Origin of the sequence: Tolumonas auensis DSM 9187 (assembly GCF_000023065.1) — a bacterium.
GTDB classification, from domain to species: domain Bacteria; phylum Pseudomonadota; class Gammaproteobacteria; order Enterobacterales; family Aeromonadaceae; genus Tolumonas; species Tolumonas auensis.
In genome coordinates this window covers 1,519,720-1,540,164 of sequence record NC_012691.1, presented here as the reverse complement: position 1 = coordinate 1,540,164, position 20,445 = coordinate 1,519,720, and the positions used below count along the sequence as shown (strand labels likewise).

General features: G+C 48.7%; 15 protein-coding genes and 2 tRNA genes. 6 read left to right on the top strand and 11 right to left on the bottom strand.

Annotated features, from left to right (window positions below; all coding sequences use genetic code 11):
- Positions 1 to 39: 39 nt before the first annotated feature.
- Positions 40 to 1,089 carry a 3-deoxy-7-phosphoheptulonate synthase AroG gene (gene aroG, locus TOLA_RS07105; protein WP_015878477.1) on the bottom strand — a complete coding sequence of 350 codons (1,050 nt, stop codon included), beginning with the start codon at positions 1,087 to 1,089 and terminating at the stop codon, positions 40 to 42.
- A 176-nt stretch (positions 1,090 to 1,265) separates the two neighbouring features.
- Between aroG and TOLA_RS07100 the strand changes: the two genes are divergently transcribed.
- On the top strand, positions 1,266 to 2,672 hold the full coding sequence (locus TOLA_RS07100) for a DEAD/DEAH box helicase (RefSeq protein ID WP_012729603.1): 1,407 nt from the start codon (positions 1,266 to 1,268) through the stop codon (positions 2,670 to 2,672).
- Positions 2,673 to 2,691: 19 nt separating this feature from the next.
- Here the strand turns inward: TOLA_RS07100 and TOLA_RS07095 are convergent, their stop codons facing one another.
- Genes TOLA_RS07095 through TOLA_RS07085 form a run of 3 tightly spaced genes read right to left on the bottom strand, consistent with a single transcriptional unit; the run spans position 2,692 to position 7,249 of the window.
- Complete coding sequence (locus TOLA_RS07095) at positions 2,692 to 4,671, bottom strand: response regulator (protein WP_049759157.1); 1,980 nt, start codon at positions 4,669 to 4,671, stop codon at positions 2,692 to 2,694.
- A gap of 25 nt (positions 4,672 to 4,696) precedes the next feature.
- Positions 4,697 to 5,827, bottom strand: a complete 1,131-nt coding sequence (locus tag TOLA_RS07090; protein ID WP_012729601.1) for an FIST signal transduction protein — start codon at positions 5,825 to 5,827, stop codon at positions 4,697 to 4,699.
- A 33-nt stretch (positions 5,828 to 5,860) separates the two neighbouring features.
- Entirely contained in the window at positions 5,861 to 7,249 is a 1,389-nt protein-coding gene (locus tag TOLA_RS07085) for a sigma-54-dependent transcriptional regulator (RefSeq protein WP_148210427.1), read from the bottom strand.
- Between the two features lie 186 nt (positions 7,250 to 7,435).
- On the opposite strand from TOLA_RS07085, the gene pabB reads away from it, so the two are divergent.
- Both pabB and TOLA_RS07075 read left to right on the top strand, forming a co-directional pair.
- On the top strand, positions 7,436 to 8,806 hold the full coding sequence (gene pabB / locus TOLA_RS07080; protein WP_012729599.1) for an aminodeoxychorismate synthase component I: 1,371 nt from the start codon (positions 7,436 to 7,438) through the stop codon (positions 8,804 to 8,806).
- Position 8,807: 1 nt separating this feature from the next.
- Entirely contained in the window at positions 8,808 to 9,374 is a 567-nt protein-coding gene (locus tag TOLA_RS07075) for a CoA pyrophosphatase (RefSeq protein WP_012729598.1), read from the top strand.
- A 43-nt stretch (positions 9,375 to 9,417) separates the two neighbouring features.
- Here the strand turns inward: TOLA_RS07075 and TOLA_RS07070 are convergent.
- The 4 genes from TOLA_RS07070 to sohB all read right to left on the bottom strand — a co-directional run bounded on the left by TOLA_RS07070 (position 9,418) and on the right by sohB (position 13,483).
- A tRNA-Cys gene (locus TOLA_RS07070) sits at positions 9,418 to 9,491 on the bottom strand.
- A gap of 6 nt (positions 9,492 to 9,497) precedes the next feature.
- A tRNA-Gly gene (locus tag TOLA_RS07065) sits at positions 9,498 to 9,573 on the bottom strand.
- 124 nt (positions 9,574 to 9,697) lie between these two features.
- The gene (gene topA / locus TOLA_RS07060; RefSeq protein WP_012729597.1) at positions 9,698 to 12,307 is read right to left on the bottom strand and encodes a type I DNA topoisomerase; all 2,610 of its coding nucleotides are present in this window, start codon (positions 12,305 to 12,307) and stop codon (positions 9,698 to 9,700) included.
- 156 nt (positions 12,308 to 12,463) lie between these two features.
- The gene (gene sohB, locus TOLA_RS07055) at positions 12,464 to 13,483 is read right to left on the bottom strand and encodes a protease SohB (RefSeq protein ID WP_012729596.1); all 1,020 of its coding nucleotides are present in this window, start codon (positions 13,481 to 13,483) and stop codon (positions 12,464 to 12,466) included.
- Positions 13,484 to 13,595: 112 nt separating this feature from the next.
- Between sohB and TOLA_RS07050 the strand changes: the two genes are divergently transcribed.
- Positions 13,596 to 14,552: a LysR family transcriptional regulator gene (locus tag TOLA_RS07050; RefSeq protein WP_012729595.1), complete on the top strand. Its 957-nt coding sequence runs from the start codon at positions 13,596 to 13,598 to the stop codon at positions 14,550 to 14,552.
- Here TOLA_RS07050 and TOLA_RS07045 read toward each other — a convergent pair.
- Entirely contained in the window at positions 14,539 to 15,708 is a 1,170-nt protein-coding gene (locus TOLA_RS07045) for a sugar efflux transporter (RefSeq protein ID WP_012729594.1), read from the bottom strand. The genes TOLA_RS07050 and TOLA_RS07045 overlap by 14 nt on opposite strands.
- A gap of 88 nt (positions 15,709 to 15,796) precedes the next feature.
- On the opposite strand from TOLA_RS07045, the gene TOLA_RS07040 reads away from it, so the two are divergent.
- Both TOLA_RS07040 and TOLA_RS07035 read left to right on the top strand, forming a co-directional pair.
- Positions 15,797 to 16,951 carry a MalY/PatB family protein gene (locus TOLA_RS07040; protein ID WP_012729593.1) on the top strand — a complete coding sequence of 385 codons (1,155 nt, stop codon included), beginning with the start codon at positions 15,797 to 15,799 and terminating at the stop codon, positions 16,949 to 16,951.
- Positions 16,952 to 17,003: 52 nt separating this feature from the next.
- Positions 17,004 to 18,005: a TAXI family TRAP transporter solute-binding subunit gene (locus TOLA_RS07035; protein ID WP_012729592.1), complete on the top strand. Its 1,002-nt coding sequence runs from the start codon at positions 17,004 to 17,006 to the stop codon at positions 18,003 to 18,005.
- Between the two features lie 75 nt (positions 18,006 to 18,080).
- On the opposite strand, the gene tyrA is transcribed toward TOLA_RS07035, so the two are convergent.
- Together tyrA and TOLA_RS07025 are read right to left on the bottom strand one after the other, a co-directional pair.
- Positions 18,081 to 19,208: a bifunctional chorismate mutase/prephenate dehydrogenase gene (tyrA, locus tag TOLA_RS07030; RefSeq protein ID WP_012729591.1), complete on the bottom strand. Its 1,128-nt coding sequence runs from the start codon at positions 19,206 to 19,208 to the stop codon at positions 18,081 to 18,083.
- 65 nt (positions 19,209 to 19,273) lie between these two features.
- Positions 19,274 to 20,341, bottom strand: a complete 1,068-nt coding sequence (locus TOLA_RS07025; RefSeq protein WP_012729590.1) for a 3-deoxy-7-phosphoheptulonate synthase — start codon at positions 20,339 to 20,341, stop codon at positions 19,274 to 19,276.
- Between the last annotated feature and the right edge of the window lie 104 nt (positions 20,342 to 20,445).

The window sequence follows — 20,445 nt, the reverse complement described above, 5'->3', positions numbered from 1 at the left end:
TGTTTTATAGCGGGCTTTTTAATTTGTCAGCAGACTGAATTAACCGCGGCGGGTTTTCACTGCTGCTGCCAGCTGACGCAGTAATACAGCTGTATCATCCCAGCCAATACAAGCATCAGTGATACTCTGACCACAGATCAGTTCCTGACCTTCAACCAGATCCTGACGACCTTCCACCATGTGGCTTTCAACCATAACGCCCATGATGTGGTGATTACCACCTGCGATCTGACCACAAACATCAGTACAAACTTCCATCTGCTTTTTGAACTGCTTGGAGCTGTTGGCATGACTGAAGTCGATCATCATCTTGGTTGGCAGATCCGCTTTCTCCAGATCCTTCACTACTTCAGCGACATGTTTAGCACTGTAGTTTGGCTCTTTACCACCACGCAGGATGATATGGCAGTCCTTGTTACCTTCAGTGGTAACAATCGCTGAATGACCGAATTTAGTGACCGACAGGAAATTATGGGATGCACCTGCAGCACTGATCGCATCAATAGCCACTTTGGTTGTACCGTCAGTACCGTTTTTGAAACCAACCGGGCAAGACAGACCTGAAGCCAGTTCACGGTGAACCTGTGATTCGGTGGTACGCGCACCGATTGCACCCCAGCTCATCAGATCAGCCATGTATTGTGGCGTGATCATATCCAGGAACTCGGTCGCTGTTGGCATACCCATGTTGTTCAGATCCAGCAGCAGTTTGCGGCCAATACGCAAACCATCGTTGATCTTGTAGGTGTTATCCAGATAAGGGTCGTTAATCAGACCTTTCCAGCCAACTGTTGTGCGTGGTTTTTCGAAATAGACGCGCATAACAATTTCCAGCTGATCTTTCAGCTCTTCACGCATAGCCAGCAGACGCTTACCGTATTCGATAGCAACTTCAGGATCATGAATCGAACATGGACCAATCACAACCAGCAGACGGTCATCCTGATCATTGAGAATGTTATGAATAGCCTGACGACTTTCAAATGCCGTGTGCGTAGCAGTTTCAGTCGCAGGGTACCGTTCCAGCAATGCGATTGGCGGTAATAATTCTTTGATCTCTTTGATCCTTACATCGTCTGTCTTATACATCGTGACCTCTGCGCAATTTCTAATTACGGGCAATTCCGGTTTGCCCGTTTGTGGCGAATTAATCTAGTTAGATTGCACCTTCGCGTCAATCATATTGTGACTTTGTTCGCCCAGGCGTCCGGCACAGGGTATAATGCATGAAAAGGTATCTGCCAATTCCAAACAGGAGATTTACATTGCGCTTTGCTGAACTGACTATGCATAAACGCTTAAAAGAGGCCATGGCGCATCTTGATTACACCGAGATGACCGAAGTGCAGGCTCAGACTATCCCTTATGCGTTAATAGGGCGCGATCTTGCCGTGGCTTCCAAGACTGGCTCAGGTAAAACGCTGGCCTATCTGCTTCCGTTAATGCATCGGCTGTTAACCTCAAGAGCGCTTTCTACCCGTGGCCCGCGCGCATTGATTCTGGCGCCGACACGTGAACTGGCGAAACAGGTTTATGCACAGCTTCGTTTTCTGGTCGCTGGTACACAAGTTCACTGCAGTCTGGTGCTCGGTGGCGAGAATTTTAACGATCAGATTAAAGCGCTGCGTAAAACGCCGGAAATTCTGGTGGCAACACCAGGACGTCTGTTAAACCACCTGACTGCCCGCAGTTTCCTGTTTGACGGCGTGGAAATTCTGGTTCTGGATGAAGCAGACCGCATGCTGGATCTGGGTTTTGCTGATGCATTAAAAGCCATCCATTCAGCCGCATCACATCGTTTGCGTCAGACCTGGTTGTTTTCCGCAACGCTGAATAACCAGTCTGTGGAAATGCTGTCGGGGTACATCCTGAAAGCACCGCAGAGTATCTCTATCGGCGAAATGCACGCCATTCATGCCGATATCAATGAAGTCTTCCATTTATGTGATCATCTGGATCATAAACAGGCGCTGTTAAAGCATCTGCTGTCGCAACCAGATTATCAGCAGGCAATTGTCTTTCTTGCGACCCGCGAAGATACCGAGCGTCTGGCGAAACAATACAGTGAGTTGAATATCCCGGCACTGGCGTTATCCGGCGATATGAAACAGGCTCAACGCAACCAGGTGATCGATCAGTTCTCCCGTGGACATGCCAAAGTACTGTTCACAACGGATGTTGCTGCCCGCGGGCTGGATCTGCTGCATGTCTCGCTGGTTGTTAACTTCGATATGCCGAAACTGCCTGAAGAATATATCCACCGTATCGGTCGAACCGGACGTGCCGGCAATCAAGGCAACGCAGTTTCACTTATCAGCCCTAAAGATTGGGTATCCTTTCAGGGATTGATGGCGTTGCAGCGTCGTGAAGTTACTTTTACGGTAATACCCGGACTGGAAGGCAGATTCAAAGGTGTGCTGGCACAGAAGAATACAAAATTCTCCGGTAAAGGTGCGCATCCTCTGGCGGAAGCTAAAGCAGCCGCGCAAGGAAAACGTTCCTTTAATAAGAACACGGCAACGAAGGGACCGGTTCGTAAAGAGTCTAAAAACAGACCGGGACGTAACGCAACGCCTAACGTGGGTGACACTGACGGGTTTGCACCTGTGCGCAAGAAAGCGCCTGCCGAAGTGGCGTATGTCGAAAGAGATACCGATAACGAAGTAGAATAAAAACGTCCGGCCGGTTAAATCAGCTTTTATTTAACCGGCTGTGCAGTGCCTGCCAGGACGCCTCTGCCACGTTTGTCGTCGCCTGCAGCAATGCCGCGATGTGCGGTTTGGATTCACGGCAGGCAATCTCCAGCTGACCGCACATATCCTGCAATGCCACAGCTCCGAGTGCTCCGGCACTACTCTTAACCGCATGCGCACTCTTTGCCGCAGCCACAAGATCGCCCTGCGGAATCGATAACGCCATGGCGTCAAAATGTTCCCGGCTTTCCTGCAGAAAGATGACCACCAGCTGTTTGAATAAATCCGGACTGGTATCATTGAGTAGAGTCTGAATAATACGGTCATCAAGAATGGGGTTCGTTGTGCCAATCATAGCAACCGGCGGTGGCACTACTTCCGGCACCATTCCTTTATCATTGTTCAACGCCCACTTCTTCAGCAATGAATAGAGCTGTTCCCGCTGCAGAGGTTTACTCAGATAATCGTTCATCCCCGCTTCTAAACAGGCTTCACGATCATGCGCAAAAGCATGCGCTGTCATCGCCAGAATCGGTAATGTCAGATAACGACCGCCCATTGCCCTGATCCGCCGCGTGGCTTCCAGGCCATCCATCCCCGGCATAGACACATCCATCAACACGACATCAAATTCGGCCTGCCGGACTTTCTCCAGAGATTCATAGCCATCATTAGCGATGGTTATCTGACAGCCTGTTTTTTCCAGCATCGCTGTCGCTACCATCTGGTTGGTCAGACTATCTTCCACCAGCAACACATTAACAGGCAGCAAGCCGGAGTCATCGGCAATATTCTGTTCATGCACAACACCATTCGTTTTAGCCGGTAAGGTAAACCAGAAAGTGCTGCCAATTCCTGCAACTGAATGACAACCGATTTTACCGCCCATCAACATGACCAGCCTGGCGGCAATTGCCAAGCCTAACCCTGAGCCACCAAAGCGGCGATCCAGATTCGTATCGACCTGAGAGAACTCCTGAAATAGCCGTTGCTGATCAGACTCTGAAATCCCGATACCTGTATCGCTGATGTGAAAGATCATCATAGGAACTGAATCCGGCGGCTTTTGCTGATTTGCGGCCAACATTCTTACAGCAATGCTGACACTTCCCTTTTCAGTAAATTTAATGGCATTCGCCAGCAGGTTTTGCAATATCTGACGTAACCGGGAAGGATCAGCAGCAATAACGTCAGGGACGTCCGGACTAATACTCAGGCCAAAATGCAGTTTCTTTATAACGGCTTCTTTCTCAAACAAGGACGCCAGACCATCAAGTAAATCATGCAATCTGAATGATGTTGTAACCAGTTCCAGCCGGCCAGCTTCTATACGGGAGAAATCAAGTACATCATTGACCAGTTGCAGCAACGAGCGACCGCCTTCACAGACCCCCTGCGTTAATTTACGTTGCCGGTCATCCAGCTGTGTTTCCAGCAATAACTCCGAAAGATTGATCACCGCATTCAGCGGTGTCCGGATCTCATGGCTCATCGTCGCCAGAAAATGGCTTTTAGCTTTATTAGCCGCCTGAGCCTCATCTCTGGCCTGGATCATACTTTGTTGTGCCAGTTTCAACCGTTGGTACTGACGACAACTGGTTAGTGCCAGTGCCAGTTTATTAACAAGAGGCTCCATTTCCCTGAGCAAGCCTTCACGGAACGGAGCACTGCGGCCCAACAGTAACGCACCGAAATCCTGTATTGCCCACGCATAGTAATAAAGTCCGGCGGATTCAAAATAACGCAGAGGGACAGGCAATGGCTCGTGGTTAATCAGACATTCCAGTGAGTGATTTATAGCCTGATGCAGGTAATTATTCCGGACCGCAGCCCGCGGTAAAATGTAAGAAGGTGTATAAAAATCATCTTGCTCATCCCGCAGCAAAACGACGGCCGTGGCACAGCCTAATCCCCGCAGAAAAACAGGAATACATTCCGCCAGCATTTTTTCCAGCTCAATACTCTCGCCAATAGACATGGCAATTTCATGTAATACTTCCTGCTCAATTAATCCCTGTCGTATCACTGGCCAGTAATCCTACTACAGATGTTTTGTTATAAAGCTCCAGATAATCATAGCCGCAGTTAGCTATTTCCCCCAGAGTCAGCGCCCCGGCAAGCGGAACATCCGGTATAGAGACATGGCTGAGCTCCCGGGAAAATAATTCGCCCAGAAACAGCACCCGCGAAATACAATCCATGAATAGCATCAGACGAGGAGTACGCCCTTTCAGATTTTCTGAGGCCTTCTGACGCGCCCTTCCTGCTGCGGCAGAAACATAATCCGGCTTACCGTGCATCACATGCACATAAGAACCACGTCTGACTTCGCCGACACAAACGATGCGCTGGCCATGAAGCGCGATAGGATCACGAATGACCAGCTCATCCGCAAGTTTTGCAATACCAAACGGATAGGCCCGCGCTATTTCTGAAAATGGCATTCCTGCAAAGCGCAGTCCGGAGTGATCTTCAACAATATTGCGGTAAACATCGGCTGCCGGTCGCCAGTCAATGGAAATAATTTCATTGCCTTCCACCTCCGTGACCTTGAGAGCCCGGGAAATGGATTGCCAGCCATGTGCAACACCAATACCGCTTGGAATATTTGCCATTAACAACACGGCGGCATCAGCCAAAATACCCAGAGGCGTAATAACACAGGGTTGATCAAGCTTTTGTAATGAGCCGCAGCCGCCACCGATATAGTTTATTTCGAGACCATACTGATTAAATAAACCATCAATTAATCGCTGAACACCTGAGCCCATGCCATGCACAAAGGTAAATAAAGTTCCCCGTTCAGTACTCTGCCAGGGAAGCTGCTTTTGCAATTCAGATTCAACAGAGTCATTTTTACTGAGTGCAGGAATGACAGCAATATTAAACGGACAGGTAAATCCTATAAGTACCACACCGGCAGTCAGCAACGATTTATCGTACAAAACATAAGGAAAGATACCGCCGATGACAGGCTTTGCATTGGTCACCAACAGATGATTGATTTCCTCATGGGAAATCCCGGTTTGCGCAGCCAGCAGCATCATGACAAACCGGATCTCCGGATCAGCATTCAATGCCTGCAGTTCAAGATGCAGCTGAGCGGCACCGCCTGATACCAGCACACATTTCATATACCAACTCCGTCAATAATCTTCCGGTGAAACTCAGGCCGACTGCCAGGCCAGCCGTTTGCGATAGATGGTAGAAGGGCTCAGTTCAAGTAATGCTGCCGCCTGAGGAATGTTTCCGTCACATGCCGCAATCGCATTTTCGATCGTTTCTTTTTCTACCAGCCACATCGGACGAATAGCATCCGAGCTGGTTGTTGCAACCGGAGCAACCAATACTGTATGCGGGACAGGCGCTGTAACCGGAACCGTGTTCAGTGGCGGCGGGAACATGGAAGGCACGACTCTCTCACCGTCATGTAAAACCACGATATTGCGGACCACATTCTGCAATTGTCTGACATTTCCCGGCCATTCATAATTCAGCAACATTTGCGCTGATTCCGGACTGAAATCGGTAAAATGTTTATTTTCTTCCACCGCAAACTGACGAAGGAAACGTCGCGCAATTGCCAATACATCGTCACCCCGTTCGCGTAACGGTGGCAGTGCGATAGGAATGACATGCAAACGGTAATAAAGGTCTTCCCGGAAACGTCCGGCCTGAACTTCAGCAATCGGATCACGGTTGGTTGCGCAGACAAAACGTACATCCACACTTTCCAGCTTACTGCCACCAACCCGCTGAAAAGTGCCGGTCTGAATAAAACGTAGCAATTTAGCCTGCAGATCCAATTCCATTTCACAGATTTCATCCAGGAATAGTGTGCCGCCATTTGCGCGGGCCGCAGCCCCTTCCCGATCCGTCAGTGCACCGGTAAATGCGCCTTTTACATGGCCAAAAATTTCACTTTCAATCAAATCCCGGGGGATCGCTGCACAATTCAGTACCACCAGCGGCTGGTCTTTACGTGGGCTGATTTTATGCAAAGTTTCAGCACAGACTTCTTTCCCCGTGCCACTTTCCCCGGTGATAAAAACGGTCGCTTTACTGGGTGCCGCACTTTCCAGAATACGATATACCGCCTGCATTGACAGTGAGCTGCCAATGAAGCCACCGAAGCCGGACAAATCATAATTAGCACGGTAAGTATCGACTAATGAAGATAGTTGCTGATGTTTTGCGGCATTCCGCACCGTGGTGCATAACCGTTTTCCATCAAATGGTTTGGTCAGAAAATCAAACGCACTGTGCCGCATTGCTTCAACAGCAATATCAACTGAACCATGGGCGGTAATCACCACGACACTGGTAGGCAGACCTTGCTCGCAGACATAACGCAGCAATTCCATGCCATCCATATCCGGTAGTTCAAGATCTAACAGCAACACCTGCGGTGGCTGTTCCTTCAAAGCATCCAGACCTTCCTTCCCAAAGCGGAATGCCTTGATCTCATAGGATTCTGCACGCAAATAATCCTGATAGAGCATGGACAACATTTCGCTGTCCTCTACCAGATATACCAATGGATTTGTCATTGTTATTCTCTTCGTTCTTCTCGTGTGCTCTTACGTACAGCTTAGCACTCACCCACAACATCCTGTTGCTGTAATTTTGCCTTCCATACCCAGATCGGCAGTTGCAAATGATTAGAATTATTCGTTACCAAAGCTCTCTTATGATACGCTTTGCCAATCGCCCCTGCCATGTAACATCGTGTTTTCTATCACATGTCTTCAACATTTCACCTAAAAACATTTCCGATTCAATCGACAGCGCAGCAGATATTCTCAAAAATTGCGCATCTGCCATGGGCAGTATTATTTGAGTCTGCCAGTGCAGATCATATAGATAGCCGGTTTGATATCTTTTCAGCTGACCCTATTGCTACGCTTCAGACTGTTGGCGCCATCACTGCTATAACGGAAGGTGAGCAAACACGCCAGTTGACGGACGCACCACTGGTGCTACTCAAAGAGACTTTGCACCGGTTGCTCGGTTCTGACGCAACTTACACTGGCGAGCTGCCCTTTATCGGTGGTGCTATCGGTCTGCTGGGGTATGATCTGGGGCGGAGGATTGAAAAAATTCCGGAACTGGCATTAAGAGATATCGATCTGCCGGATCTCGCCGTCGGAATTTATGACTGGGCCTGGATTTTCGATCATCACACGCAGCAGGCTCACTTTCTGGTCTGTGGTTCAGAAGAACAGTTGGAAATACGCTGGCAATGGTGGCAACAACAGACAGCCGGGAACAGCCAGCCATTCAGATTAACTTCGGACTGGCAGTCCAATTTGTCTCAGCAGGAATATACCGACCGCTTTGATGCTATTCAGCGTTATCTGCGGGCAGGTGATTGCTATCAGATCAATCTGACTCAGCGTTTTCAGGCGGAATATTTAGGCGATGAATGGCAAGCCTATTGTCAGTTATCGCAAATGAATCAGGCGCCTTTTTCAGCTTTTATGCGGTTACCTCAGGCCGCTATTCTCAGCTTGTCACCAGAGCGTTTTCTGGCGCTGAATCAGCAACAGGTTGAAACCAAACCCATCAAAGGTACCCGCCCCCGGTTTATTGATCCAATCGCCGATCAGGCCAGTATTAAAGAATTGCTGCAATCGCCAAAAGACAGAGCAGAAAATCTGATGATCGTTGATCTGCTGCGGAATGATATTGGCCGTGTTTGTAAACCCGGGACCGTGCGCGTACCCAAACTGTTTGATGTTGAGTCGTTCAAAGCGGTGCATCATATGGTTTCGACGGTTACCGGCACCCTGGCTGATGAATACAGTGCGACTGAATTACTGCAAGCCTGCTTTCCCGGCGGCTCCATTACCGGCGCACCCAAAATCAGAGCGATGCAGATTATTGAAGAGCTGGAACCACACCGGCGTTCTGCCTACTGTGGCAGTATGTTCTATCTCAGCCGCCATGGCCGTATGGATTCGAGCATTACCATTCGCACGCTGATTGCCTGGCAGCATCAGTTATATGTCTGGGCTGGTGGCGGCATCGTTGCTGATTCTGATGCAAAAGCTGAATATCAGGAGACGTTTGATAAGCTGGCGAAAATTTTGCCGGTACTGCAAAAGAGGTGATATGAACCGGACGGATCATTTTCTCAGCCGTTTTATGCTGCAAAAACATCACGGGGAACAAAGCAGCAAAGCACCGGAGACTCGTGATGCAGCAGTGATCATACCGCTTATCTCCCGGGCTGAAGGCTGGTCTGTTCTCTTCACGCAACGCAGCTGGCAGTTACGGCATCACCCCGGTCAAGTCTGTTTTCCCGGCGGCAGAAAAGATACCAGCGATACGTCACTGCAAATGACGGGTCTGAGAGAATTGGAAGAAGAGCTGGGGATCCCATCGCACCAGATCCAGATCATTGGTGAGCTGACCGGCGGGCAAACGCTCTCTGGCTATCACATCCACCCTTATCTTGCCCGGCTGCACCACCCCTTCACGGTCTCTCCCGCCAAAGCCGAAGTAGAAGCGGTATTTGAACTGCCGCTGGAATTGCTACTTGATACCAGTAACTACCAGTCGCTGATCATCCAGCGAAACAATAAACCACATAAAATAATCGGATTAACCGTTGATAACTGGTTTATCTGGGGGGCAACCGCAAAAATGCTCTATCAGCTGGCAAAACAGTATGGTTGATTCGAATCAGATTTTTTGAGTATACGGAGAGGATTACAAAAAGTGGAGGCGCGTCCCGGAGTCGAACCGGGCTAGACGGATTTGCAATCCGCTACATAACCGCTTTGTTAACGCGCCATATTTTGGAGCGGGAAACGAGACTCGAACTCGCGACCCTAACCTTGGCAAGGTTATGCTCTACCAACTGAGCTATTCCCGCTTCAATGAGATGTTGCCATGGCAACGGCGCGCATTATACGCAGAGGCTGAGTGAAGGCAAAATACTTTTTACAAAACAATGAACTGACTGCTTAGTATTTCTGCACTTCACTCATAATTGCGGGTTATTTACCCTTTCCGGCTGAAACCTGCCAGCGGCCGTTTGTATAATAAGCCGCCCAGCCTGTCGCTTTGCCTTCTACTTCAGAAGCAACATATTGCTCCTTGGTTTTACGGCTGAAACGAACAATGGTTGGATTGCCTTCAGGATCAGCGACAGGTGCTTCCGCCAGATACTGATGTTTTGGTGCCAGACGATCTTTGAATCGAAGCAATTCAGCAACCAGCGGCGCTCGTGTTTCACGTGATTTAGGGAATGTGCTGGCGGCCATGAACAAACCGGCAGCACCATCACGCAAGACAAAATGCGCATCTGATTTACTGCACTTCAATTCTGGCAGGAACACCGGATCTTCTTTCGGCGGTGCCACATCGCCGTTTTTCAGGATCTTACGGGTGTTCTTACATTCAGCGTTGGTACAGGCCATAAACTTACCAAAACGACCCGTTTTCAGCTGCATGTCTGAACCGCAACGATCGCATTCCACTACCGGGCCTTCATAGCCTTTCAGGCGGAATTGGCCGGTTTCAATCTCATAACCATCACAATCCGGGTTGTTACCGCAAATATGGATCTTCCGGGTAGCATCCAGCACATAGGAGTCCATTGCTGTGCCGCATTTCTTGCAGCGATGCATGGCAAGCAGTGCATCCACTTCACCGTCTTCTGAGTCAGCAGCGATGTATTCATCACCCGGCACCAGATTGATCGTTTGTTTGCAACGCTCTTTAGGCGGTAAGGCATAGCCGGAACAACCCAGGAATACACCGGTAGATGCAGTACGGATACCCATTTTACGACCACAGGTCGGACAATCGATATCGGTTAACACCATCTGATTGCTGCGCATGCCACCGGCTTCGCCTTCGGCTTTTTGCAGATCAGATTTAAATTCAGCGTAAAACTCATCCAGCTGCTTATGCCAGTCCAGCTTGCCCTGTGCAATATTATCCAGTGAGTTTTCCATCTGCGCGGTGAAATCATAACTCATCAGATCAGCGAAACTTTCCACCAGACGATCAGTCACGATCTCGCCCATCTTTTCTGCATAGAAACGACGGGATTCCACCTTCACATAGCCCCGATCCTGAATCGTCGAAATGATCGATGCATAAGTGGATGGACGGCCAATACCGCGTTTTTCCAGTTCTTTAACCAGCGCAGCTTCGGTGAAACGCGCAGGCGGTTTGGTAAAGTGCTGTTTTGGATCCAGCTTGATCAACTGGAGAACATCGCCGGCATTCACTGCAGGCAATTCAATATCGTCCCCTTTGCGTCCCATCGGCGGTAACGCTTTGGTCCAGCCCGCGAAACGCAGAATACGACCTTTGGCTTTGAGCTCAAAATCAGCCGCAGTAACTGTCAGCGTGCTGGTGTCGTATTGTGCCGGTGTCATCTGACATGCGACGAACTGGCGCCAGATCAGGTCATACAAACGAACCGCATCTGCTTCCATATCTTTTAACGTATCCGCTTTCACTTCAACGTTTGATGGACGGATCGCTTCATGCGCTTCCTGCGCATTGGCTTTAGAACCATACGTCAGCGGCTCTTTCGGCAGATATTTTTTGCCAAATTGCTGTTCAATATATTCACGGACTGTGACGACGGCTTCCTGACTCAGGTTCGTGGAGTCGGTACGCATGTAGGTAATGTGCCCTGCTTCGTACAGACGCTGCGCCATCATCATGGTTTTTTTCACACCAAAGCTCAGGCGCGTACTGGCAGCCTGCTGTAGGGTCGATGTGATAAATGGCGCCGAAGGTTTACTGCTGGTCGGTTTGTCTTCGCGATCACGCACCTGATAGGCAGCATTTTTCAATGTCTGCACTGCCGCCATGGCTTGCTGTTCGTTCTTTGGATCGAACGTTTTGCCTTGCTGCGCAGTAACCTGCAGTCGTAGTGTTTCACGCGTTGGCGTTTGTGTATCAGCGTGAATATCCCAGTACTCTTCCGGTACAAAGGCTTTAATGTCACGCTCTTTTTCAACAATCAAACGCAGTGCTACAGACTGAACACGCCCGGCAGAAAGTCCGCGTGCAATTTTTTTCCATAGCAGCGGAGAAACCATGTAACCCACAACGCGGTCGAGGAAACGACGGGCCTGTTGTGCATTGACGCGTTCAATATTCAGCAGTCCGGGATGAGAGAATGCTTCCTGAATTGCTGTTTTGGTAATTTCATTAAACACGACGCGCTTAAAGCGCGATTCATCACCACCGATCAGCTCACGCAGATGCCAGGCAATGGCTTCCCCTTCTCTGTCCAAGTCGGTTGCGAGATAGATGATGTCGGCTTGTGCGGCTAATGCGCGAAGTTCGGCAACCACTTTTTCTTTGCCGGGAAGGATTTCATAACGTGCCTTCCAGCCATGTTCAGGATCAATCCCCATGCGGGAGACAAGCGATGAATACTCTTTTTGCGCTTTATCCGCTGCACTGGGTTTTGTCGCTTTCTTCACACCCTCTTTATTCGCTGATGTAGATGCGCTACCGCTCGTAGGCAGATCTCTCACATGACCAACACTGGATTTGACGATAAAGTCTTTACCCAGATATTTGTTGATAGTTTTGGCTTTTGCCGGGGACTCTACAATGACCAGTGCTTTGCCCATATGACCGACGATTTCCTTATTAGCACGCAAAATTAAGCAAATTTAATAGCTTCGCCTGAATTCAGGCGAAGTCTGTTCTTTTTATAAAATGGTTGGAGCTTCAGTGATAATCAACTTTTATTTACGTTTAAACGGCAAAATTCTCATTTTTGACTATCAGAACGGGATTTTACAGGTCTCGATGATGCGGTAGACGGCTCTTTCGACAGCTAATGACGCTGCATGTGAGAAGCGATCGGCCAGACCTTTTTTATTGTGGTAAGTCACTTTAATCACCTGCTTCTGTTCAAACTGAGACAGCAGATAATCATCGCTGGTACGCAACTCATCAACCAATCCTAATTTTTTTGCTTCTGCTGCCAGCCAATGTTCACCGGTAGCAATCTGCTCCATATCCATCCGCGGACGATGTTCACTGACGAACTGTTTGAATTGCTGATGCACCGTTTCCAGTTCAGCTTTAAATTTCTCACGGGCCTTGTCGTCATTCTCGCCGAAGATAGTCAGGGTGCGCTTGAATTGTCCGGCAGTGTGCAATTCAACATCAACATCATGTTTCTTCAGCAAACGGTTAAAGTTGGGTAACTGAGCAACGACACCGATAGAACCCACGATAGCGAAGGGTGCCGCAATAATTTTCTGCGCCACACAAGCCATCATATAACCACCACTGGCAGCGACTTTATCGATCGATACAGTCAGATACAAACCCTGATCACGAATGCGCTGTAACTGAGACGCCCCCAGACCATAGCCATGCACGACACCGCCACCCGACTCTACCCGGATCAGCACTTCGTCATCACTTTTGGCCATGGTTAATACAGCCGTAATTTCCTCACGCAGCGATGAAACTTCCCGTGCATCCATTCCACCTTTAAAATCAATCAGGAACAGACGGGACTTTGTTGATTCAGCTGCATTTTTTTTCTGTTCTTTCGCTTCTTTTTTCTGCTCTTTAGTAAAAGCTTTACGCTGTTCTTTGTTCAGTAATGATTCAATCAAGTGCTTCTTATTTTTCTGATAATCTGCGGAAAGATCGGTGATATCCAAAGCACCTTTACGCATTTTATTCCGGGCTATTGCAGCTATGATAGTGATCACACCCAAAGCAATCACTGTAACAAGTGTGATACTCTTTGCAGCAAATAAACCATAATCATAAATAAATGCCATTCATGCTCTCCTGAAAATGAAAAACTGTTGCATTCTACGCGGTTAGACCAGCAGACAAAATATTTTCCGGATGATTGGCTGAGAACAGCGCAAATAATTGGAGACGGCAGCGATGTTTCGTCCGAAAAGCACACTAGAGCAATGGCGTATATTTCAGGCTGTTGTCGAGTATGGTGGTTATGCTCAGGCCGCAGAAAAACTCAACAAGAGTCAGTCGTCTCTCAATCATGCTATTGCCAAACTGCAACAAACGCTCGGCGTTGCTCTGCTGGAAGTCCGTGGCCGTAAAGCCTACCTGACCGATGCCGGCGATATGTTTCTGCGCAGAGCCAAACTGCTCAACCAGAACATGCAGGAGCTGGAGCTGCTTGCGCACAATATTCATCAGGGCTGGGAAGCTGAAATCCGGCTTGCGGTTGAAATTGCGCACCCACGCCGCCCCCTGAACCGCGCGCTGCAGAATTATTATCCCATCTCCCGGGGCACGCACCTGCAACTGTTCGATTCTGTTCTGGGTGGTACGGAAGAGTTTATTCAGGAGCATCGGGCCAACATCGTGATCGCCGGTCTGGTGCCCAAAGGTTTTCTTGGCGAACCATTATCTGAAGTAACATTTCTGCCTGTCTGTCACCCTCAGCATCCGATGGCGCTGGAAACCGGTCTGCTGACCAGTGAAGAGCTCAGTCAGCACTTGCAGATAGTGATCCGCGATACGGCTAAAAATCCGAAAGAGTTAACCGGCTGGCTGAAAGCCGAACAGCGCTGGACCGTCACCAACTTTCACGAGGCAATCGAAACTATTCTTTCCGGAATGGGATTTGCGTGGATTCCGCAACATCTGGTTGAAGGTTTTATTCAGCGGCAGCAGTTACACCGGATCCGCTTGCGCGAAGGTAATGAACGCAAGATTTTCACACATCTGATTGTACCGGCACCAGAACGTCTGGGGCCAAGCGCAAACTGTCTTCTGGAATGCCTGCGTCTGTCACATCCGCTGACAGCAAGTTACTGGCTGAATAACAAGAAATCAGCTGAGGTTGAACTCAGCCCGCCAACTACAGCGAGCTGATCCGCCATAAGGCCAATAATGCACATGCCGATAATCCCAGGGCACAGAGAAACACGCCATCAAACCGGAACCATTCAGTAATAGTACCGGCAAGCATTCCCGCGACAATACCGCCGCACCGGATACTGTTACTGAATAGTGTTGATGCCTGACCGGCATATCCCGGCAGCAGATCCTGAAAACAGGTCATCCCAATCCCGGCTAAAATGCCGATAAACAAGGCATTCGGTATCTGGGCCAGAAACAGGATCAGCGGTTGTTGCGATAATAGCAATACCACATAAAACACCACCGCTGACACACCGGAAATCAGCATCAGCCGGCGATTCCCAATGCGCAGACTATAACGGCCAGCCAGCAGCATGACCGGGATCTCCAGACCGGCGGCCAGCCCCATCAGCCATCCCGCCAACCCCTGCTGCCAATGCAGTACTTTGCTGATATAAAGAGGCATAGTAATCAGATACATGCTGTTACAAGTCCACAGCAGAAATGAACTTAAAAATAACAGACACAAACGCTGATTTTGCCAGATACTCCCGGCTGATTTATCCGGTGCGACAATCTGACGTGGTATCACCGGCAAATAGCGCACGATGATCAGGACACAAAGTAAATACAGAACAGCCACGCCGGTAAAAAGCCGGGTAAAATCAAAATTAGCCACAATAAAAAATGCCAGCGGCGGCCCGATAACCCATGCCAGTGAGAACTGCGCACGCATCACCGTACTGAAAGTGATCGCCTGCTTATTTTCTGCATCCGTATATTCCCGGGCTAATGCGTAAAGCTGAGGAGTCATCGATCCACAAAGGCTCATCAGCACAATTCCCAGACTGATCAACACACCAAAATGCCGGTCGAACGCATATAACAAACTGCCCAGAATACCGGCAATACCACAGATCATGATCAATGGCTTACGATTGTTAAGGTTGTCAGAATACTTGGCCAGCACTTGTCCGATGATGATCCCCATCACCGCGTTCACTGTAAAAAATGCCCCCACCAGCAAAGGGCGGACATGCAATTCATCGCTCAGAAACAGGCTCAATACCGGCACAAGAAACGCGATAGCGAGACCCGTCAGAAATGTGACTCCCATGAAACTCATCTCGACCGCGTTTCGCATGAAAGCGGGTAATAAACGTTTCATTTGCTTTTGTTTCTCCTTGCGCCACTGATTAATTCACCCTAGAGTGGCGATTCTTTGATATTGCTCACTAATTTTACAGGGATGCAGCATGTTTGATTTCGATAAGCAGATTGATCGCCGCGGTACAAACAGCCTGAAATGGAATAAATATAGAGATCAGGACATTATTCCATTATGGGTAGCTGATACCGACTTCATGGCACCACAAGGTGTCATTGATGCATTACAGCAACGTGTGGCCCACGGTGTCTTTGGCTATAGCCGTCCATCCCCTCGCCTGATTGAACTGGTGATCGAACGGATGCAACAGCGTTATGGCTGGAAAATTGAACCGGAGTGGCTGCTGTTCATGCCTGGCGTGGTGCCTAGTCTGAATTTTGGAATCAAAGCATGGTGTCGCCCGGAACAGCATGTTATCACACCGAAGCCGGTCTATTATCCATTTCTGCATGCGCCTGAGCATAATGATCGCCCTGTCAGCTATCTGCCAATGCAACTGGTTGAAGATCGCTGGCTGCCCGATTTTGCAATGCTGGAACAACAAGCGCAGAGTGCCGATGTACTGCTGTTATGTAATCCGCATAATCCGGGTGGTACCGTATTTACCCGTGAAGAATTGCAACGCATTGCTGACATTGCAATCCGCCACGACCTGATCGTCATTTCAGATGAAATTCATTGTGACTTGCTACTGGAACCAGATGCACAACATATTCCTTTTGCTTCACTTTCACCTGAAGCCGCAGCACGCAGCGCGGTATTAATGGCCCCAAGCAAAACATTCAATATTGCGGGCCTGTGCAGCTCGTTTGCTATCATTCCGGACAGCCGCTTACGCTTTAAATTACAGCAGGCAATGCGCGGCTTGATGGCTGATAACAACCTGATTGGTCTGGTTGCAGCAGAAGCCGCCTATGAGCATGGTGATGAGTGGTTACAGGCACAAATTGAATACTTACGGGCTAACCGGGATCTGGTTGAAAAGACCCTGGGTTGTTTACCGGGTATCAAAATCGCAAAACTGGAAGCGACGTATCTGGCATGGATTGATGTCTCCGGCTTAGGTATGGCAGACCCTATTGCTGCATTTGAAGCTGGCGGTGTCGGTCTTTCGCCTGGCGCGCAGTTTGGCGATAAAAATTTTGTTCGTCTGAATTTCGGTTGCAGCCGTACATTACTGCAGCAGGCACTGGATCGGATGGTCAAAGTGATTCAATTGACACGGCTGGCGGTTCAGAAGTAAAACAGGGATAATCCCGCTTTTGCATTTATGATCAACAACCACAGGAAAAACTATGTCTTGCATGCGTTTCTGTAGCGTATATTTGACAAATGCACTGACATGGATATGTCTCACATTTGGAATCAGCAGTAGTTCTTATGCCGCTGCTCCTGTCAATCTGACCATATCAACCGGAAGCGTATCTGGTGTTTATTATCCGGCCGGCGGTGCTATCTGCCGGCAATTAAATAAAAGCCAGAGACAACATCTGTTACGTTGTTCTGTGACGACCAGCCCGGGTTCCGTTGCTAATATTCAGAAGCTCCGGAATAAAGAAGTACCATTAGCACTGGTCCAGTCAGATATTCAGCAGCATGCGTTTACCGGTAGCGTGGAATTTGTTCAGGACGGGAAGATGCCTCAGCTAAGGGCTTTGTTCAGCCTCTACCCCGAAGCATTTACCATCATTGCCCGTCAGGACAGCAATATAGCTCAGCTTTCTGATTTGGTCGGAAAACGCATTGATATCGGTAACGTCGGATCCGGTGAGCACGCATCCATGCAGTTGTTAATGCAGCAACTCAACTGGAAACAGACTGATTTCCCGGTAATATCAGTTCTGGACGCTGATGAGCGTGCTCAGGCGCTATGTGATAACCAGATCGATGCTTTTGTATATATTGCTGGCCATCCTAACGGTGCGATCAGGGAAGCAACCAACAGTTGTGATACCCAGCTGGTTGCTATCGCACCAGAACAACTTAAGAGCATTCTGGCCACTCATCCTGAATACAAGGCGATGACTATTCCGGGCGGGTTATATCGTGGAAATGACAGCGATATCAGCACTTTTGGTGTTTCAGCCACTTTGCTGACAACCGATGAACTGGATGAAGAAACAGCCTACCAGATCGTGAAAACCACGATGGAAAATCTGCAACAACTGGAAAGAAGTCATCCGGCCTTAAAAGGATTAAAACCCGAAGACATGGCGAATGCCGGTTTGACTGTCCCGTTACATCCGGGCGCAATCCGTTATTTCAAGGAACATAATATTCCGCTGAAATCGCTTTAGATGATGTCGCTTTCTTAAATTTTCTCAAAAACAAAGAGGCCAGCAATTGCTGGCCTCTTTGTTTCATTGGACAGATCAGTCGTGATGACGACGATCACTGGCCTGCGCCAGTAACTGCTTACTCTCTTTGAGGAATTGCTGTGCATACTCACCAAAGTAAGCAGACACTTCCTGGAAATGAGAAATAAATGCCTGTTTATCGCCTTTTTCCAGCCGCTGAATAGCATCACCCATACGCTGATGATAACGGCGGATAAGCTGCAGATTCTGTTCTGATGAAAGAATAATATCTGCATACAAAACAGGATCCTGAGCGAAGAGACGCCCCACCATTGCCAGCTCCAGACGATAAATCGGAGAGCTTAATGCCAGCAGACATTTGATGTCAGCTTTCTCTTCAAATAAATGGTAGCCATATGCATAAGTAGTGAAATGGCGCAGAGCCTGAATAAAGCTCATCGCATCATCGTGTTCTTTGGCGGTCACACTCTGTAAACGGGCACCCCAGATCTGCATCTGCTCCAGTAACCACTGATACTGATCTGCTCCACGGCCGTCACAACAAACAATAACCTGCTTCGCCAGACTGGCCACATCCGGACCAAACATCGGGTGCAGGCCCAGCACAGGACCAGCATGAGCAGCCAGCATGTGCTGCAGCGGCTTTTGCTTGATACTGGTGATATCAACCAGCAGGCAATCCGCCGGCAAGTTATTCAATTGATCGATGATCTGACAGGAAATATCAATCGGTACGGCTACCAGCACCACACTGGCATCAGCCAGCAGGGTATCTGCGCGTGCCCAGTCATCCTTTTCCAGGATCTCAACCTGATAGCCGGAAAGACGGAACATCTGGACGAATAACCGTCCCAGCTGACCCTTACCACCGACCACAACAATACGACGCAGATCAGGTTTGACACATTTAAAGCCAGAGTCATTTTCACTGCTGTATGATTCACGCATCACGCGGCGCAGTACATCTTCTATCAGATCAGCCGGAATGCCGGATGCTTCAGCTTCCGCTCTGCGGCTGGCCAGCATTGCAGCTTCACGATCCGGTGCATAAACTGGTATACCGTACCGGCTTTTAACTTCCCCTACTCCGGCAACCAATTTCAGACGCTGTGCCAGAAGATCAACCAGTTGCTTGTCGACATGATCAATCTGATCACGCAACGCATTCAGCTCTTCATTCATCCCTATGCTTCCATTAAAAAAACTCCGGCCTTAGGGCCGGAGTATATTATGCATTGTGTTCGGGCTCAGAGTCGATCTTTCAGAGGCTCTTTCAGCTCTTCGTAGCAACCAGCCAGTAATTTATCAGTAGCATGCCAGTCAATACAGGCATCAGTGATAGACACACCGTAAGCCATATCAGATTTTGGCTGTTCACTGGACTGAGCACCTTCACCGATATTTGATTCCAGCATAATACCAATGATGGATTTATTTCCATCCTGAATCTGACGGATCACGTTTTCAGCAACCAGTGGCTGCAAGCGGTGATTTTTATTAGAGTTGCCGTGGCTGCAATCCACTACCAGGCTGGCTGGTAATTTGGCTTTGGCCAGTTCCTGTTCAGCCAGTGCAACGTTAACAGAATCATAGTTAGGCTGTTTACCACCGCGCAGGATCACATGACCATCAGGATTACCCTGTGTCTGCAGCAGAGCTACTTGTCCCTGCTGGTTGATACCCATAAAACGGTGTGAAGAAGATGCCGCTTTCAATGCGTTAATAGCGGTATCCAGATTACCATCAGTACCATTTTTGAAACCAACCGGCATGGAAAGACCAGAAGCCATTTCGCGGTGAGTCTGAGATTCAGTGGTACGCGCACCGATAGCAGACCAGCTGAACAAATCCGCCAGATATTGCGGGCTGATAGGATCCAGTGCTTCAGTTGCCAGTGGCAGACGCAGTTCACCTAACCAGGAAAGCAGTTCACGTGCTTTCTGCAAGCCCAGCTCGATATCAAATGTACCGTCCAGGTTTGGATCATTGATAAAGCCTTTCCAGCCGACAGTGGTACGTGGTTTTTCAAAATAAACACGCATTACGATATACAGCGTATCGGCATATTTGTCGTGCAGCGCTTTCAGACGAGTGGCGTAGTCTTTAGCTGCTTCCATATCATGGATAGAACAAGGACCGCAGATCACTAATAAACGATGATCCTGATGATGAACGATATCAGCGATCTGACGACGGGCATCAGCGATGAAGGAGTATGTTTCATCCGAAACCGGGACTTTGGCTTTCAGCTCGTCCGGAGTCAGGAGTACTTGTTCTGATTGGATATTAATATTATTCAGTGAATCTTTCTGCATGATGGCACCACTCTGTAAACTTATCTTTACACCAACACTGCATCCTGAATTTTAATCTTGTATTGACATAATTCTGAATTAGCATTAGCTCCGATGACAAAATA